This is a genomic window from Methylophaga lonarensis MPL (assembly GCF_000349205.1).
Classification (GTDB): domain Bacteria; phylum Pseudomonadota; class Gammaproteobacteria; order Nitrosococcales; family Methylophagaceae; genus Methylophaga; species Methylophaga lonarensis.
In genome coordinates this window covers 31819-49241 of record NZ_APHR01000017.1, presented here as the reverse complement: position 1 = coordinate 49241, position 17423 = coordinate 31819, and the positions used below count along the sequence as shown (strand labels likewise).

Sequence of the window (17423 nt, the reverse complement as noted above, 5' to 3'; positions counted from 1 at the left end):
ACCAAAGTCACTAGAAATGAAGAATGAGGTTCTTTCACCCCATGAGCCGCGGGACTTATCCTTTGACAAATTGTTACCAGCAAGCCCTGATCGTATACTCAACATAAACTTTTACTGTCATTCGGATTTAGTATTGGCAACTCCATCTATCATCAAAATCATTCCATATTTTGGCCAATGGCCTGAGTGGTTCGACTTATACCTGCTGAGCTGTGAATATAACCCTGATATCGACTGGGTATTTTACACAGATTGCGCTCAACCTAAACACTCACCAGAAAATGTTCGTTTTGTGCAGCTCAGTTTTGCTGACTATAAAAAGTTAGTTAGCCAGCGCTTGGGCATCAAGTTCAATCCATCAAGTCCATACAAGCTTTGTGACTTGAAGCCGGCGTATGGCTTTATTCACAGTGAAGATATTCAAGGATATGACTTCTTTGCCATTGGCGATATCGACATCATCTACGGCCAAATCCGCCAATTTATCACTGATGAGATGCTGGAAGAGTATGATGTCATTGGCACACACAGTCGCCGATTATCAGGTCATTTCAGCCTATTCCGTAACACAGAACAAAACCGCGAAGCCTTTCGCAAAATTCCTGATTGGCAGCAACTGATGACCGCTGATCACCACATCGGCATTGATGAGTCAAAGTTTTCCAAAATTTTTGTTCGTCACAAGAACCACCCGCTCTGGCTGCGCAAAGTTTGGTCACTGACATCCCCCTATCAGAGACGCGTACTCTTCAAAGAACAATACAGCACTATTCTCTCGCCTATTCCTTGGTGTGATGGGCGCATGGATCATCCACAGAACTGGCTCTGGCGCGATGGACACCTCTTCAATGATCGAGATGATCGCGAATTTATGTATCTGCATTTTATGAACTGGAAATCCAGCCGTTGGCTGCCCAAATCGATTCGCGATAACGGCGCAGCATGGGAAAAGCTTGATGAGTTAGTCCATATCGATACACGCACCGCCAAGCTTTCCGGTTTTCAGATTTCGCCAAACGGTTTTACCCAGATTGAATCTGAGTTTCGCTAGGCCGAATCTTTTATCACTTGCTATACTGCCCGCTATTTCGATCACACTATTCAAGAAGCTTCTATGATTGTTTTGGGTCTGTCCGGCGCGGTAAGCCATGATGCTTCCGCTGCGATTTATATTGACGGCAAACTGGTTGCCGCAGCCGAAGAAGAGCGCTTTCTGCGCGACAAACATGCCAAAGGTAAAATGGCCTATGAGGCGACTAAATTCTGCCTGGAACAGGCCGGTATCCGCCCGGATGAAATTGATGTTGTGGCCTTTCCTTATGCGCAAATCGGCCTGAAATCACCCGCTCGCTGGCATTATGCTAAACGTCACTGGTATGCCCCGGATCGCGCCTTGACCGCCTTGTTTGCCGGTAACCGCCGTTACTGGCGTAATCATCGTCAGGTGATGAAATTGCTTGATGATTTGGGCATCGATTCCAAACGGGTCAAGTTCATGCCGGTGGAGCACCATCTAGCCCATGCCAGTAGCGCCTATCATCTAAGTGGCTTTAAGGAAAAAACCGCCATTATCGGCATTGATGGCAAAGGCGAATACGCCACCACGTTCTTTGGCTACGGCGAAAACGGCCAGATCCACAAAATCAAGGAATTCTACGATCCTGATTCGCTGGGCGGCATGTATGGCGCATTGACCGAATACCTCGGCTTTGAAATGCTCGACGGCGAGTTCAAAGTGATGGGCATGGCGCCTTATGGCGATGCCAAACGCTTTGATTTTTCGCCGCTGATTCACTGTAAGGACGGTGATTTTCGCATCAACACCAAACTGGTTAACACCGTCGGCTGGCGGCGTTACAAGAAAGACGGCAAAGGCTATTTCTTCAGCCCGGCCTTGATCGAATGGCTGGGCCCGATGCGTGAAGGCGATGAAAAAGACGAACCGTATATCGACTATGCCGCCAGCATTCAGGATCTGCTGGAAAAAACCGCATTACAGCTGATTGAGTATTATCTGGGCGACATCATTCGCGAAACCGGCAAAATCGCCTATGCCGGTGGTGTGGCGTTAAACGTCAAATTGAACCAGCGCATCATCGCCATGCCCGGCGTCAAGGAGCTGTTTGTACAACCGGCTGCCGGTGATGCCGGTACCGCCATTGGTGCCGCCAGCTATGCTTCACAAGTACTCGGCACGCCGGTCGAAAAAATGACCCATGTCTATCTTGGACCCAGCTACACCACCGAACAGTGTGTTGAAGCCTGTGAGAAATATGAAAAACCAGTCAGCTGGCAATATCTGAGTGATGTTTGTGCCGAGACAGCCAAATTGCTGGCTGATGGCAATCCCGTGGCCTGGTTTCAGGGCCGGATGGAATTCGGACCACGCGCCCTGGGTAATCGCAGCATTCTTGGTTCGCCCAGTCACTCCGGTGTGGCTGATCGCATTAACGAGCAAATAAAATACCGCGAACGCTGGCGCCCGTTTTGCCCGAGCATGCTCGACAAGGTGGCACCGGAGATTCTGCAAACCGCACATCCCAGCCCGTATATGACCTTCACTTTTGATGTGGCTGACAGCTGGAAATCACGTATTCCGGAAGTGGTGCATGAAGACGGCACAGCTCGGGCACAAATTGTCACGCGACACACCAATCCACGCTATTACGAACTGATTGAAGAGCTGGAAAAACTCACCGGCAATGCCGTGGTGCTGAACACCTCACTCAACCGACGCGGCGAACCGATGGTGTGTAGCCCGACCGATGCGCTGAATATGTTCTATGGGTCGGATCTGCAATATCTGGTGATGGAAGATATTCTGGTGACCAAACCATAGGAATAATCAACCACAGAGGCACAGAGGTCACAGAGTTTTTTTGAAGTACACAATCACCGATTCAGATATTGACGACTATTCGCCTGATGTAATCTCTGTGCTCTCCGTGTCTCTGTGGTTTGATTTGCTTTTTTCAGATGAACTTAAGCATGCGCAGCACTGCATCATTCATTGGATACATGCGTTTCAGGCGTCGCTCAAAGTCCTGCCATTTGCGACGAATCTTGATTCGACCGAACAAGGGCACGTAGGTCATCAGCGGGAGCCAGTCAGAATTGCCGATATTGTCGATGATCACGCAGCGCCACTGGTCGTCTTCGAGTCTCTGAAACACAATGTTTTTTGGCTTCAAGGACATGGTGATGATGTTATGTCTTAGCAAATAGCTTTTCAGTTGATTCAGTTCGAATATCAATTCCGCCTGATGTGCTTCGGTGATGGTAATTTGTCCGAAATAATACTCCAGCGTTTTGGAAACTTCGCCATCAGCATCACGGATTAAGTCAAACACCGCCGCCGAGCCAAGATTAGTTTCAACATTACCGTGAAACTTCGGAATACCCTCCCAGGGCACGCCACGCTTTGCCAGTAGCCGATAATAGGCCTGCTCGCGCTGCTCTTCCTGATCGCCACGATTAACCCGGTCACGATCAACACGTACTTTAAGGCACAAACCGGGGTTCTCAGGGTGCTGATACACATCACGGTGCAGTCCTTGGCCGACCAGCAGACTTTTATCGAGCATAATCATTGTTTGTTGCTCGCCTGTTGTTCAACCAGATGTTCAATGAGTGCGGCCGCCTTTTCGGGCATGCTGTACAAATCTTCGGTGCGAGCATAGTTCAATGCATGCTCAGACCATGTCTGCAGTTTTTCCGGTTGCAACATTGAGGTCAACAGCGTTGCATAGGCGGCGGTATTTTCCGGGTCGGCAATCAATTCACCAGCTTGTGATTGCTCAACATGATTGGCATAACCACAGGCTTTGCTGACCAATTGAGGCAAGCCGGCCACCATCGCTTCAAGAATGACTGTGCCGGTATTTTCCGAACGGGCCGGATGCATAAACAAATCTGCTGCCTGCAACCATTGCGGCACATCATCACGACCGCCCATAAAATGCACCTGCCCGGCGACATTCAACTGCTGCGCCTGCTGCACAAACGGTTGTTGCTTATCTTCGCCAACCACATAGATATGGGTTTTACTGCGCAGCGGTGCTGGCAATGCGGCCAGAGCGCTGATGGCAAAATCCACCCCCTTGCGTTTAAAACCAGAGCCTATCATCAGCAATAAAAAGTCATCGTCAGCCAGACCCAGAGTCTGTCTTAATTGCTGACGTTGCTGTTGCCAGTCGGCAGGACGGGTGCGCTGCGGATCAATGCCCGGCGGTAAATCCACCAAGCGCTCGGCGGGTGTGCCGTAATGGTGTTCAAACAAGCGTCGTTGTACCGAGGAAATCATCATCGACACGGTATGACTGTCAGGCCCAAACACCGCCCGCTCCCAGTCGGAATAAAACTTCACCCGGCCAAAATAGCGCGTTACCGGGTAATGCCAGTCCTGTTGGGCTTTGGCCAGATAACAGGGGTCGGCAGCGTAATACAAATCCAGCCCCGGCATCTTGTTAAAGCCAATCACCAGATCGTAGTTGCCGGCATCGAGCTGCGGTTTCACCTGCTGATAAAAGTCATGCACCCGGGCATGATTGCTCAGCCCAGACACCTCAATATCAATGCGGTTAAAGCCAGGCACATCGGCACCGTGCCACTCGATGCAATAGACATCTATCTCATCACCGGCATCGCGGCGTAATTCGAGAATACGGCGAAAATCGCGGGCCAGCCCGCCATAGGCAAAATATTTGTACAGACAAACGGCTAGTTTCATGCGCTCTCAATCAGTGTTTTTAGCTGTGGCTCAATGTCGCGCCCCTGCCAGTTTTGCAAAAAGCGGCGCTGGTCCTGCTGGTGCAAGGGTTCAAAATGCTTATCCGGCACCTGACGCAGGGCATCCAAATCAATCAGCCACAGTTTGCCATCGGCATCCACCAACAGATTGTTGGCTTTCATATCGCCATGTATCAGGTGATTTAAACGCAGCAGATTAAACAGTTGCTTAAGCTGCGCCTGCAAATCGACGGCCTGCAATTCAGCATCAGTCAAATCCAGCAAGGCCCGACCTTGAATCGGCTTGCAGACAAAATAGGCACGATGTCGCAAGCCCAGCCAGCGTTGCTCAACAAAGCCCAAAGGCCCCGGCGTGGCAATGCCTGCGTAAGTCAACAGATTGGCATTCAACCAGGATTGTCGTGCCCGGCTAGGCCGCAAACAACGGCGCAGCCAGTGCCAGACATTTTTCATATTGTAACGCTTGATCACAACCGCCTGACCGGCCAATTCACTCAATACCACCGTTGCTGAATTGCCGGTTTTTAGGGGCTGACCGCTGTGCATGGCGGCTTTTAATTGCTCAAGCGGCAATGCTTCAATCGCGCCTTTACGCCAGGTGGTTTCATGCCAAAGGTTCTTTTGATAGCCGGTCATGGTGCAATTGCGTAACTGTTTTTTCTGATAATGCCACTGATGTTGCTGCCTTGCTTTGGTGTACAGCACTTGCATTTGCTGAGCTAACGCGTCAGTAAATACTTGCTGTCGCGCCGCAAAATAATCGGCCATGGCCGTCTTTAATTCAGCTTGTTGCTGCTCCGGCCATTGCACCCGTAGACGCACCAGATTGCTCAAACAGCTGTGCATTGCCAATGGCTTGTCAGCAATCACAACTGAGGCCAAATCCAGCAAATACAATTTGCCGTCAGACCAGGCAAAATTATCCAGATGCGGGTCCTGCTGATAACAATTCGCCAGATGACACTCGGCAAACAACAGCATCAGCTCACGGATCGGCTGCTCGGCAAACGGCAGTTGAGCCAGGGTCACCGCCTCAGGCAATAATTGATAGGCAATCGCACTAACGCCCCTGTGAGCACTTACTTGCAGGCAGATATCGGCCACATGGATATTGTGCAGGCGGCAATGCGCATAAACCGCCAGTTCACGTTCAAATTCCTGCTGGCCTTTGCCAGTGGCAATAAACAACTTGAGCACCATCGGCTTGCCATCACTGACTCGACGTACTTTCAGCGTCGAACGTCGGCCAGCCAGATGCCGAAGGTTTTCCAGCACTTCAAATTCGGTATTTGCCAGTTGCAACTGTCCAGACACCACCGGCTGGCGCTGTTGCAACAAAGAAGCGGTGATGGCAACGCCGGTCATTCGGCCAAAAGCGCATCGGCGCGCTGTTGCACTTGCTGCCAAAATCGCTGCTGAGTGTTCAGCAGTTGTCTGAGCGGCAAGCCGGAATAGATTTTCATAAAGCGCAATTTATCGCGGCGAGTCAGCGGCACCCGGCTGGCCGAAAAATACAGGCTGCCCAAGTCCTTGATGATCCAACGCTCCGGCGTTTGTTTGCGCAATTGCGCCCGATGCAGATCAATCAGATACACCGGCGTGTCCACGGTGAATTCGTTCGTTTGGGCAAAGCTTTCATCCAGCAGAAAGTGACACAGGTAATAGTCACGATGATTCATGCCGTTGCGGTGCATGATGCGGCTGATGTCGGCCAGTTTGTGAATCAAAGCCTGCTTGCTGGCATAGCTTGGAGGTCGCTGTTGCCACTGTTCGCCGAGCCATTCCAGACTCATGGTCTCGGTCAAATCATCAGTGATCACAAACGACTGCCGCCGTGCCGGATTCCAGCCCCGCTCGCCATAAGCGGCCAGCGTCATGGTATCCAGACCGTGTTGTTGCAAAAACTGAATCGCCTGCCATTCATTGCGGGCGCTGATAATCGGCAAACGCAAAGCCAGCAGGTTCTTGAAGATTTCCAGCCAGCCAACACCGGCGTGATATTTGAGAAAATAGCTGTGATTGTTCAGCGCAAAGCGCAGGGTGCGGCGGCCTTCCTTGCTGCGGAATATCTCACCATCCAGTTTGGCAACCAGATCAAACACCGGCTGGTCAGCCCAGGCCCGTGACAAATCATCTCGCAGATAACAGGAATTAATCTTCATCCGGGCTGTCAGCTTCAGGGCCTGTTTAATTATGTTCATGCGTTTGCGAATGGCGTTTTGTTACACTATCGCACCAAAGCCGTAAATCTTAACACCTGACCCATAATGAGGTAAGCCGTGTCCTTTCACTCTACTCTGCATCGTCACCAGCAAATGGTCGAAAGCCTGTTTGATATGGCCCCGCAACTGGACGCATTACTCGACCGGGTTCGCGATTGTGTACTGGCTGGCAATAAAGTTTTATTTTTCGGCAATGGTGGCAGTGCCGCAGATGCGCAGCATCTGGCCGCAGAATTTGTCGTGCGTTACAAGGATGATCGGCAGCCACTCGGCGCCATTGCCCTGACCACTGACACCTCTATCCTGACCGCGCACAGTAATGACTACAGTTTCGATACCGTGTTTGATCGTCAAATCATGGCGCTGGCTCGCCCCGGCGATCTGGCGTTTGGCTTTTCCACCTCAGGCAACAGCAAAAATGTCATCAACGGCATTAAAACAGCACAACAAATAGGCTGCTACAGCGTTGCTTTCACCGGTGATTCCGGTGGCGCGCTGCTGAATATTGCTGATGAATGTATTCGCATCCAAAGCAGTGAAACTGCTCGCATCCAGGAAGGCCACATCATTGTCGGCCACTGGCTGTGTGAAGCGCTGGATGCCCAACTGAAACAACAATGACCCGAAACATCATCACTACCGATGTCGCCATTATCGGCGCAGGCATTGCCGGATTATGGCTGTACAATCGGCTAACCCAGATGGGCTACCACTGTCTGCTGCTGGAAAAAGACCAGATAGGTCATGCACAAACTCTGAGTGCCCAGGGCATTATTCACGGCGGCAGTAAGTACGCACTTAACGGCATTCTGTCCAATGCGGCGCAAGCCATCAGCCAAATGCCCGCCCGCTGGAAAGCCTGTTTGAACGGCACCGGCGAACTGGATTTATCCCAAGTGCAGCTATTCACCGAACATCAACTGTTATGGTCAACGCAAAGCCTGTCGTCAAAAATGGTGTCGTTTTTTGCCAGCAAAGCCCTGCAAAGCCGGATGCAATCCATCCCCAAAGCTAACCGCACCGGCCTGTTTGCCGATGCCGGCTTTAAAGGCACGCTGTACCAACTGGATGAACCGGTTCTGGATGTGCACAGCCTGCTGAAAGCACTCAGCCAGCAACAGCCACAACGCATTGTCAAAACACCCCATCAGCCCGCTGAATTTATTCGCGAACAAGGCCAGCTGAAACAAGTGATTTACGGCGACACCGAAATTCAAGCGCAGCATTATGTACTCACCGCCGGTGAGGGCATGGCCGAGTTGCTTGAGGCCATCGGCCTGCAAAAACTGCAAATGCAAAAACGGCCGTTACAAATGTTGCTGTGCAAGGCTAAAAATCCGGCCCATGCCCTGCCGCAAATCTATGCCCATAGCCTCGGCAGTGGCAGCAAACCAATTGCCACCATCAGCAGTCATCCCAACGCCAGCGGCAATATCGTCTGGTATCTGGGCGGCAATATCGCCGAACAAGGCGTTGGCAAACCAGCCGATGACTTGATTGTTGAGGCCAAAGCCCTGCTCAAGCAAATCCTGCCCTGGTTTGAGCTGCCAGAACTCGACTGGGCCACGCACAACATCAATCGCGCCGAACCCAAACAAAGCAACCTGACTCGGCCAGACAGCGCTTTTGTTCACTCGGAAGGCAATCTGCATATCGCCTGGCCCACCAAACTGGCCTTATCACCGGATCTGGCCGATCAAGTCATTGCTACACTGGAACAGCAAGGTCTGAATAAAGGCCAACATGCCGAGCCCAGCGGACTGGCACCGGCACAATTGGCCGAACCACTCTGGGATCGGGCTTTTCAATCATGAGCCCGTTAGCTAAAAACCGCATCGCCGGCACCGACCTTGAAGTCTCGGCGTTGGGGCTGGGCACCGTCAAACTAGGCCGTGACAAAGGCGTTAAATACCCAAGCAGCTTTACCATTCCAGATGACGATGCCGCACTGCAACTGCTGCAACAAGCCTGGGAGTTGGGCATCAACCTAATTGATACCGCCCCGGCCTATGGCAACAGCGAACAACGCCTGGGGCAACTGCTGCCGCAACTGCCGCATCCCTTTGTTATTTGCAGCAAAGCCGGTGAACTGTTTGATGCCGACAGCGGCCAATCGTCTTTTGATTTCAGCGCCGATGGCCTGAAACGCAGCGTCGAACAAAGCCTGCAACGACTGAAACGCGATGTGCTGGATATCGTGCTGATTCATTCCGATGGCAACGATCTGACAGTGATTGAGCAATTTCGGGCACTGGACACGCTCAATGAACTCAAATCCCAAGGCCTTATCAAAGCAACCGGCTTGTCTGGCAAAACCGTCGAAGGCGGCTTGCTGGCATTAGAGCAAAGCGACATTGTCATGGTCACGCACAATCTCAGCTACCAAGGCGAACAGGCGGTGCTGGATGCCGCTGCCGCCATGAACAAATCGGTGTTTATCAAAAAAGCCCTCGCCAGCGGCCATCTGGCACTGGAAGGTCAAGATACCGTGCAAGCCAGCTTCGACTTTATCTTTAAAGAACCCGCAGTCAAAAGCGTGATTGTCGGCACCATCAACCCGGCCCATCTGGCGGACAATCTGGCTAAAGCAATACTGGCGATTGAAAAACGATAGTTCACCACAGAGGCACAGAGGGCACGGAGTTTTTTAAGATTTTTATCCGCAGATTTTCGCAGATGGGCGCAGATTTTTTGGGATGAAATACCGATTCGGACTGACCAAACACCCGTCATCGCGAGCTCGCTAGGGCGTGGCGATCCAGTCCCGACCTTAATCAAAAGCTCAAACTGAAATGCTCACCACAGAGACACAGAGGGCACAGAGTTTTTTAGATTTTTATCCGCAGATTTTCGCGGATGGGCGCAGATTTTTTTGGGATGAAATACCGATTCGGACTGACCAAAATCCCATCATGCGAGCCTCGACCTAATACTCCCGTCATCGTGAGCCCCACCCCATTTTCCCGTCATCGCGAGCCCGCTAGGGCGTGGCGATCCAGTCCCGACCTTCAATCAAAAACTCAAACTGAAATGCTCACCACAGAGACACAGAGGGCACAGAGTTTTTTAGATTTTTATCCGCAGATTTACGCAGATGGGCGCAGATTATTTTGGATGAAATACCGATTCGGACTGACCAAAATCCCATCATGCGAGCCTCGACCTAATACTCCCGTCATCGTGAGCCCCACCCCATCATCCCGTCATCGCGAGCCCGCTAGGGCGTGGCGATCCAGTCCCGACCTTCAATCAAAAACTCAAACTGAAATGCTCACCACAGAGACACAGAGGGCACAGAGTTTTTTAGATTTTTATCCGCAGATTTACGCAGATGGGCGCAGATTTCTCGCTAACTCAAATAGCCTTTCGGCAGCATACGTTTATGCAGAATACGGATAATTTCTGGAACCTCACCACTGCCCAGTCGATAAAAAATGACATGACTACCGACTAGATATTGGCGGTAGCCGGGGCTTATCTCATCACAACGTTGACCAAGCTCGGGGTTGTCGGCCAGCAAATGAAAGCCTTGGTCGAGCTGGAGGATATAATGATTTCGTTGCGCTCGCCCCCACTGACGTTCCGTATGTCGGGCGATGTTTTTTAGATCTGCTTTAGCCGTCCTGGAAAGCTTGAATTGAGCCATCAGCGTTGTTCGTTATCCAGCTCATCGAGTAACGATTGATAGGAATAGTCCTCAAATCCGCCAGCTTCGCCATCCTTGAGCATTTTCCGCAGCGTGTTCAGTCGCGTTTCAGATTCTTCCAACAAGCGCAGCCCGGCACGAACCACCTCACTGGTTGAACTGTAGCGACCACTTTTAAGCTGTTCTGCGATAAAGCTATCGAAGTGCTTACCTAAGGTGATGCTGGTATTTTTTTGCATGGTGACACCTGATAAATACCAATAATTGGTATATTTTGCTGCCGCTGATTTCAGAATGCAATTGCTGGCTGGCGGTTGATCACCACAGAGACACAGAGAGCACGGAGTTTTATAAGATTTTTGTCCGCAGATTTACGCAGATGGGCGCAGATTTTTTGGATGAAACATCGATTCGCACTGACCAAAATCCCATCATGCGAGCCTCGACCTAATACTCCCGTCATCGTGAGCCCAACCCCATTTCCCGTCATCGCGAGCCCTCTAGGGCATGGCGATCCAGTCCCGACCTCCAATCAAAAGCTCAAACTTAAATGCTCACCACAGAGTCACAGAGGACACGGGTATTTTGTAAGATTTTTATCCGCAGATTTTCGCAGATGAGCGCAGATTTTTTGGGATGAAAATTAGCCCCTCATCGTAAGCCTCTTCCCAATATTCCCGTCATCGCGAGCCCGCTAGGGCGTGGCGATCCAGTCCCGACCTTCGATCAAAAGCTCAAAGTAGATTGTTTCGCACAACGGCCCAAGTTTGTACCCTCAAGCAAAATGTGATTAAACTCACAAAACCAACAGCCGGTGGAGGAATCATGGAAGCGTTCATTTCATCCCAACAAACAACCCGCATAATCAATCGTAATTCATTCAAGATTAATGCTTCTGGCCAATCTCACCTTCAAATAACTACTCACCAATCAAGTTGGCTGACCCCTTGATAATCCTAAACCGAAGGAGCTTGATTTGCTCTACTCGGATGTCATACCCGAGGATACTCAAAGACATATTGATGAGAGGGATGGAAAATGAGTTCCGGTGTGGCAACCACACATAACCAAGCGCACCAGTTCGCTGCCGCAAGCGGCAGCAGGATGCTCGCAAGCTCGCGCCTCTGTGCGCAACGTTAAGTGCTCAAGTGGTCTATATCTGTGGCTAGCATAAAAAATAAATATAGGAAGCGTTGGTTTGCATACTTTGACTTGCTAGGGTTCTCTGAGCTTGTCAGAAATAATCCAATTTCTAAAGTGTTACAAGTCTATGAAATGGTATTAAAGTCTGTACAGCAGGAACACCCTGATGATGAGACAGTTGGAATTTCGCAAACGTGGTTTTCCGATACATTTATCTTGTACACTCGAGGATCCTCAGAGCATGAATTTGCAAAAATAGAGATGGCTTCTAGACTCTTTTTCCAACGTCTAATCTTGAAGGAAATACCGGTAAGAGGGGCTTTGACTGTTGGCCCTGTCTATACGAATAGGTCTAAGAACACCTACGTAGGAAAAGGGCTAATTGATGCGTATGAATACGGCGAAGATCAAAATTGGCTTGGATTTATATTAACGCCAAGTGTATTCAAACATTTGTCAGGGAGTACTATTCCTATCAATCAAAGGGCTTTTTATAGAAAAATTGATGCCTCAGTGCTAAAGAAAAAATCATCTTCAAATGTTTATGCATTCACCTTTGATAATGGCCGAATTAATGGGAAAAACCCCTTCCTTAACCATCTCAATAATATGAAGATAGAAGTTGATGATAAGATCAAAATAAAGTATGAGAATACAGAGAATTTTATTGAAAAGCATATGCGGCAACGCACTTAACAATCGCAAGCAGTGCGGCCCTACGGGCCCGAACCTCGCTGCGCTCGGCCGCTGTTGCGGTCGTTAAAAGCCCTTCCTCCCTCTCTGTGCCCTCCGTGTCTCTGTGGTCAATCATCAAAACAATCACCCTACCCAGCCTTAAACTCATGCGTTAAAGCATCAGCAACACGATTCTTCAACCAGGTAGCTGCTTTTTGGTTCGCCTGCCTCGACAGGCATTGGAAGAAGGTTGCCGATAAAGCCGTTTCGGTCGCCAGGCTGACTAGTTGTTGTTGACTCAAATACGGCTGAGTCAAAGTGCTGGGCAAGATGGCCCAACCATCACCGCGTAATACCGCGTCTCGGATCAGTTCATACATGGTCAGGCCGGAATATTGTCGGCCAATTTGATTCTGCACCACCAGTTGTCCGCGTTGCAGAAAGGTCAGGCAGATTTGTGTGTATTGGCTGAGGTCGCTTTCTGTCACTTGGGCCAGATTTGCCAGCGGGTGTGTGGGACTGACCACGGTGCGTTGTTCGATCATGCCCAGCCGAAAGGCCGGATCGACGGTGTGATTCACGCCGAAGCTGATATCGACTATGCCGCTATCAATAAACTCTTGGTGTTCTTGTGTCGGTAATAGATACACCGAGGTGGAGGTTTGCGGAAACGCGGCGTGTAAATCGTGCATGCACTGATGCCAGAACACTTCCGGCAGCGCGTCGTCCCGGGCGATCCGCAGTTCTGATTCAATGCCTTCCAGATGTTGTGTGCTGAGTTGCTTGATGCGTGTCGCTGATTGCAATAATCGCTGACTGTCCGCCAATAAAGACTGCCCCACCGGGGTGATTTGCAAGCTGTTGCCGGAACGTTCAAAAAGAGGGATCGCCAGTTCGTCTTCCAGCGAGGAAACGGCTGCGCTGACCGTGCTGCGCTGCATGCCCATTGCCATGGCGGCTTTGGCAAAGGAGCCGTGTTCGGCTGTTTTAACAAAGGCTTCTACTTGTTCAACGCGCATGATTGGCCCCTTTTCAACACCTATCTAGCGCCAATAATATTGGCGCTCAGCAATTTTGTCGAATCGCCCTTGGCCGCTACATTACTCACCATCAATTCAGGAGTAGTTATGCGGACCAATATAGAACGTAGAGTATTGATGGTATCGGCGATTTCGGCCGCCTGTTTTTCTATTTCAGGGCTGATTCTCGGGCTGCTCAGTGGCTCGGTGATGATTTTATTTGATAGCGCCTATTCGTTGCTTTCTTTGGCGCTGGCGTCGTTATCGTTGCTGGCACTGAAATTGGCCCATCAACCGGCCAATAATGATTATCCCTTTGGCCGGATCACCATTGAGCCTATCGCCATTCTGGTTAAAGGCGTGGTCATTGCACTGGTATGTCTGGTGTCGATGGCGTTTTCGCTGGTGAGTCTGTTACAGGGTGGCAGAGAGGTGAATCTGGATCTGGCGCTGTTGTTTGGTGTGGTCAACGTGACCGGTTGTGCGGTGACCTGGGCCTATATTCACCATCGCAAAAAGGATGTGAATACCGCATTGGTCAATGCCGAACAGCGGCAATGGCAGATGGATACCTGGTTGAGTGCCGCCGTGTTGTTGGGCTTTATGGCCACCTTTGCCATGAGTTATACGCAATTTGCCGAGTATGCCCGTTATGCCGATCCGCTGATGGTGCTGGTGATTGCCGGTTATTTTTCCTATATCCCGGTGCGTTTGATCGCACAGGCCTTGCGGCAGATTTTGTTTGCGGCTCCGGCGGGTGATATTCGGGCGCAAATCGACGCCAAGCTTTCTGACCATGGCATTGCGTCTGATAAACCGTTACGGATTGCGCAGGTAGGCAGTTTTCTAATTGCCCAGCTTCCGGCCAGGCTGGATGCCAGTTGTCAGCCACTGATCCACGGTGCGATGTATGAAGTGGCACAACAGCAGCAATTGAGATTGTTATTGGTGCAAGGCGTGCAGGCGGACATCGAGTCGGGTTCGGTCAGATGATTGGCTGACTGAAAGCCTGAGTTTTTTTGGGTGCTCGCAGACCTGATTTACACAAATTAGTTGGGGATCGGTTGATTGATCAAATAGTAATGATTATCATTTTCATCTTATTTATTTATGAGGTGAAAAATGCTTGCCATTATCTATGGGTCGACCACCGGTAATACGGAGGATGCAGCCAAAAAAATTCAGGACTTTTTTGGCGCTGACAATGCTGAGCTGTTTGATGTTAAAGACACCGGTCTGGCGGCAGTTGAATACTTCGACACTCTTGTATTTGCCATTCCGACCTGGGATTACGGCGAGGTTCAGTCGGACTGGGAAGATGTCTGGGACGAAATAGATAGCACCGACTTCACCGATAAAACCGTTGCCATGGTCGGCATGGGTGATCAGTTTGCTTATGCCGAATGGTTTCTGGATGCGATGGGCATGCTGCATGACAAAGTCGTTGCTCGTGGTGCCAAAGTAATCGGATATTGGCCTGTGGATGGCTATGATTTTGAAGCTTCCAAAGCGCTCACTGAAGACAAAACTGCCTTTGTTGGTTTGGCACTGGACGAAGACTGCCAGCCTGAGCTGACCGAGCAACGGGTAAAGCAGTGGTGTGAACAGATTAAAGCTGCTTTGAGCGAAAAGTGCAGCGTTGATGGCTGATGTTCGTCTTGTCTGCTCAGGTAAAAATGATTAGACTCACGGTGGCTTTGATTTAATAATCGGCAGTTAGAAAGCGGCGGCAACGTAAGATCTGCAAGCTGTCGTCGCAGCCACTCAACACACCATGAATTGCAATGACGTGATCATGAAATCGCACTCCGCAGGCATCGCCTGCGCTTTGTTCTGGAGTCATCATGATTAAAGTCGGCACAGTTCAACAAATCTGGCGCTACCCGGTAAAAGGCATGGCCGGTGAAAGTCTCGACGCTTGTTATCTTGGCGAGATGGGCTTGCAGGGTGATCGCATCTGGGCGTTAAGAGATGTCCAACGTCAGGAAATTCAAAGCTGCAAATTCCGGCCCCAATTACTACGCTGTGTGGCGCAGTTTCGTCAGTTACCATACTCAGGATCAGAACAGCATGTCGATATTTTGTTTCCTGATGGTCAGACTGTCGGTAGTGATGACCCTCAAATCCATGAGCGATTATCTTCGCTGACAGGCCATGACTCGACACTGGAATCATTAAGACCGATTTCGCAACTGGACTTTTATCGTCGTCACAAAAAAGATGACCATACCTGGCTGGCAGAATTAAAAGCGACCTTTGATCGTGAAGAAGGCGAACCGCTGCCCGAGATCCTTGATGCATTGCCGCCAGACGCCGAAGATTTTGTCTCATTGCCCGGCACCTTCTTTCTGGTCACACCCTTTCATTTACTCAGCACGGCAAGTCTTGCCCATCTGCAACAGCTAAACCCTGAAGCCAACTGGGATGTGCAGCGGTTTCGGCCTAATCTGGTGATAGAGACGCTGCCGGGTATGGAGGGTTTGGTGGAACAGGCATGGGTCAATCACAAGCTGTATATCGGTGAGGCTTTGATTGACTGTAACAGCACTACACCTCGTTGCGGGGCCGTCACCCGTGAGCAGCAATCGCTGCAATCTGACACCAGCATCTTGCGAACCATTGTGCAAAAAGCCGATCAGAATCTGGGCATTTATGGGGTCACCAAAAAAAGCGCGCTGATTAAGCTTGGCGATGAAGTGTTTCTGGATGCTTAAAGGTTAGCCCTCCTTTTTTAAATTGGTTTATTTATTGGCTTTAATTCAAACCGCGGCTAATACGCTAACAATCTGTGTGCATCTGCGTAATCTGCGGATAAATTGCTTTGATCCGGGTCTGCCGTCTGTGGATTCAATTGAGCCGCTTCCAATCTTCGGTGTTTGCTCTAAGATAGGCAAATCATTCAGGCCAAAGGAATGCGCGCATGAAAATCACCAAAAACCAGCTTGATTCTGCCGTGGCGCAAGAAATTCTCTCGCAGGAGCAAGCGACCCGGTTGTTTGATTTCTTGAAATCCCACCCCGCGACTGGCCCCAGTTTTGATTTCACCCATGTGCTTTATTATCTCGGCGGGCTGATTGCCATTGGCGCGATGACCTTGTTTATGACACTCGGCTGGGAACGTTTTGGTGGTTGGGGCATTTTCTTTATCAGCCTGCTTTATGCCGGTGTCGGTTTGAGTTTGGCGAATCATTTTCAGGCAAAAGGCCTGGCGATTCCGGCAGGCATTTGCGCTGCTTTTGTCGTGGCACTGACGCCGCTGGCCATTTATGGCCTGCAACAGGCCATCGGGTTTTGGCCAGATAGCAGTGTTTACCAGGAGTATCATCGTTATATCCGCTGGCACTGGCTGTATATGCAGTTGGGTACACTGGCCGTGGGTGCCATCATGGCTTATCGCTATCGTTATCCGTTTTTGCTGATGCCGATTGCCGTGACGCTGTGGTACTTGTCGATGGATATTGCCGCGATACTGGTTGGCGGCTGGGCAAGTTTTGAATTGCGCGCCTTGGTGTCGATGTATTTTGGGCTCACTGTGATGCTGCTTGGCTTTTGGATCGATATGCGCAGCCATCGCTCGGGAGATTATGCCTTCTGGTTGTATCTGTTCGGGGTCATTGCTTTCTGGGGTGGCTTGTCAGCCCAGTATTCCGATAGTGAACTGGCCAAATTCACATACTTCTGCATCAATCTGTTACTGATCGGCATCGGCGTATTGATCGTGCGGCGGGTCTTTGTAGTTTTTGGTGCACTGGGCACAACTTTTTATCTCGGCCATTTGGCGAATGTCGTATTCAAGGACAGTCTGATGTTTCCCATCGCGCTGACCGCCATCGGGCTGGGACTGATTTATCTCGGCATTCTGTGGCAAAAACATGAGTTGCAGGTCAGCGACAAGATTCATCAGTTGCTGCCGACGGCATTCAGCGACTTTTTGAAATCAAAACGCAGTTAAAACCCTCAATGGATAGG

Annotated in this window: 17 protein-coding genes; 10 read left to right on the top strand and 7 right to left on the bottom strand. The window is 50.3% G+C overall.

Translation table 11 applies throughout. The features are described 5' to 3' along the window. Positions 1-133 precede the first annotated feature (133 nt). On the top strand, positions 134-1051 hold the full coding sequence (locus MPL1_RS03900) for a DUF6625 family protein (RefSeq protein WP_040576862.1): 918 nt from the start codon (positions 134-136) through the stop codon (positions 1049-1051). 63 nt (positions 1052-1114) lie between these two features. Further along, a complete protein-coding gene (locus MPL1_RS03895; protein WP_009725826.1) occupies positions 1115-2839 on the top strand; it encodes a carbamoyltransferase family protein in 1725 nt (574 codons plus the stop codon). A 133-nt stretch (positions 2840-2972) separates the two neighbouring features. Here MPL1_RS03895 and MPL1_RS03890 read toward each other — a convergent pair whose 3' ends face one another. The 4 genes from MPL1_RS03890 to rfaP are packed head-to-tail and all read right to left on the bottom strand — an operon-like array spanning position 2973 to position 6950. Further along, positions 2973-3590, bottom strand: a complete 618-nt coding sequence (locus tag MPL1_RS03890) for a YrbL family protein (RefSeq protein ID WP_009725825.1) — start codon at positions 3588-3590, stop codon at positions 2973-2975. Next, positions 3587-4729 carry a glycosyltransferase family 4 protein gene (locus tag MPL1_RS03885; protein WP_009725824.1) on the bottom strand — a complete coding sequence of 381 codons (1143 nt, stop codon included), beginning with the start codon at positions 4727-4729 and terminating at the stop codon, positions 3587-3589. The genes MPL1_RS03890 and MPL1_RS03885 overlap by 4 nt, the downstream gene beginning before the upstream one ends. Next, positions 4726-6156, bottom strand: a complete 1431-nt coding sequence (locus MPL1_RS03880) for an RIO1 family regulatory kinase/ATPase domain-containing protein (RefSeq protein ID WP_152417574.1) — start codon at positions 6154-6156, stop codon at positions 4726-4728. The genes MPL1_RS03885 and MPL1_RS03880 overlap by 4 nt, the downstream gene beginning before the upstream one ends. Next, a complete protein-coding gene (gene rfaP, locus MPL1_RS03875) occupies positions 6111-6950 on the bottom strand; it encodes a lipopolysaccharide core heptose(I) kinase RfaP (RefSeq protein ID WP_235045522.1) in 840 nt (279 codons plus the stop codon). Before rfaP ends, MPL1_RS03880 begins: the two co-directional genes overlap by 46 nt. A 78-nt stretch (positions 6951-7028) precedes the next feature. Between rfaP and MPL1_RS03870 the strand changes: the two genes are divergently transcribed. The 3 genes from MPL1_RS03870 to MPL1_RS03860 are packed head-to-tail and all read left to right on the top strand — an operon-like array spanning position 7029 to position 9585. Continuing rightward, positions 7029-7592 carry a D-sedoheptulose-7-phosphate isomerase gene (locus tag MPL1_RS03870; protein WP_009725821.1) on the top strand — a complete coding sequence of 188 codons (564 nt, stop codon included), beginning with the start codon at positions 7029-7031 and terminating at the stop codon, positions 7590-7592. Beyond that, positions 7589-8785, top strand: coding sequence for an FAD-dependent oxidoreductase (locus MPL1_RS03865; RefSeq protein ID WP_009725820.1), 1197 nt, complete (start codon positions 7589-7591; stop codon positions 8783-8785). Before MPL1_RS03870 ends, MPL1_RS03865 begins: the two co-directional genes overlap by 4 nt. After that, entirely contained in the window at positions 8782-9585 is an 804-nt protein-coding gene (locus tag MPL1_RS03860) for an aldo/keto reductase (protein WP_009725819.1), read from the top strand. The genes MPL1_RS03865 and MPL1_RS03860 overlap by 4 nt, the downstream gene beginning before the upstream one ends. Positions 9586-10320: 735 nt before the next feature. On the opposite strand, the gene MPL1_RS03855 is transcribed toward MPL1_RS03860, so the two are convergent. Continuing rightward, the gene (locus MPL1_RS03855; RefSeq protein ID WP_009725818.1) at positions 10321-10617 is read right to left on the bottom strand and encodes a type II toxin-antitoxin system RelE/ParE family toxin; all 297 of its coding nucleotides are present in this window, start codon (positions 10615-10617) and stop codon (positions 10321-10323) included. After that, positions 10617-10856 (bottom strand): type II toxin-antitoxin system ParD family antitoxin, encoded by a 240-nt coding sequence (locus MPL1_RS03850; protein WP_009725817.1) that lies wholly within the window; start codon positions 10854-10856, stop codon positions 10617-10619. Before MPL1_RS03850 ends, MPL1_RS03855 begins: the two co-directional genes overlap by 1 nt. Before the next feature lie 922 nt (positions 10857-11778). On the opposite strand from MPL1_RS03850, the gene MPL1_RS03845 reads away from it, so the two are divergent. Next, positions 11779-12456, top strand: a complete 678-nt coding sequence (locus tag MPL1_RS03845; protein WP_152417573.1) for a hypothetical protein — start codon at positions 11779-11781, stop codon at positions 12454-12456. 128 nt (positions 12457-12584) lie between these two features. Here the strand turns inward: MPL1_RS03845 and MPL1_RS03840 are convergent, their stop codons facing one another. Further along, positions 12585-13454 (bottom strand): LysR family transcriptional regulator, encoded by an 870-nt coding sequence (locus tag MPL1_RS03840; protein ID WP_009725815.1) that lies wholly within the window; start codon positions 13452-13454, stop codon positions 12585-12587. 108 nt (positions 13455-13562) lie between these two features. Between MPL1_RS03840 and MPL1_RS03835 the strand changes: the two genes are divergently transcribed. The 4 genes from MPL1_RS03835 (at position 13563) to MPL1_RS03820 (ending at position 17406) form a co-directional block, all read left to right on the top strand. Then, positions 13563-14447, top strand: a complete 885-nt coding sequence (locus MPL1_RS03835; RefSeq protein WP_009725814.1) for a cation transporter — start codon at positions 13563-13565, stop codon at positions 14445-14447. Positions 14448-14576: 129 nt separating this feature from the next. Further along, positions 14577-15104, top strand: a complete 528-nt coding sequence (gene fldB, locus MPL1_RS03830) for a flavodoxin FldB (protein ID WP_009725813.1) — start codon at positions 14577-14579, stop codon at positions 15102-15104. Between the two features lie 194 nt (positions 15105-15298). Next, positions 15299-16168: an MOSC domain-containing protein gene (locus MPL1_RS03825; protein WP_009725812.1), complete on the top strand. Its 870-nt coding sequence runs from the start codon at positions 15299-15301 to the stop codon at positions 16166-16168. A gap of 206 nt (positions 16169-16374) precedes the next feature. Then, complete coding sequence (locus MPL1_RS03820; RefSeq protein WP_009725811.1) at positions 16375-17406, top strand: hypothetical protein; 1032 nt, start codon at positions 16375-16377, stop codon at positions 17404-17406. Positions 17407-17423 lie beyond the last annotated feature (17 nt).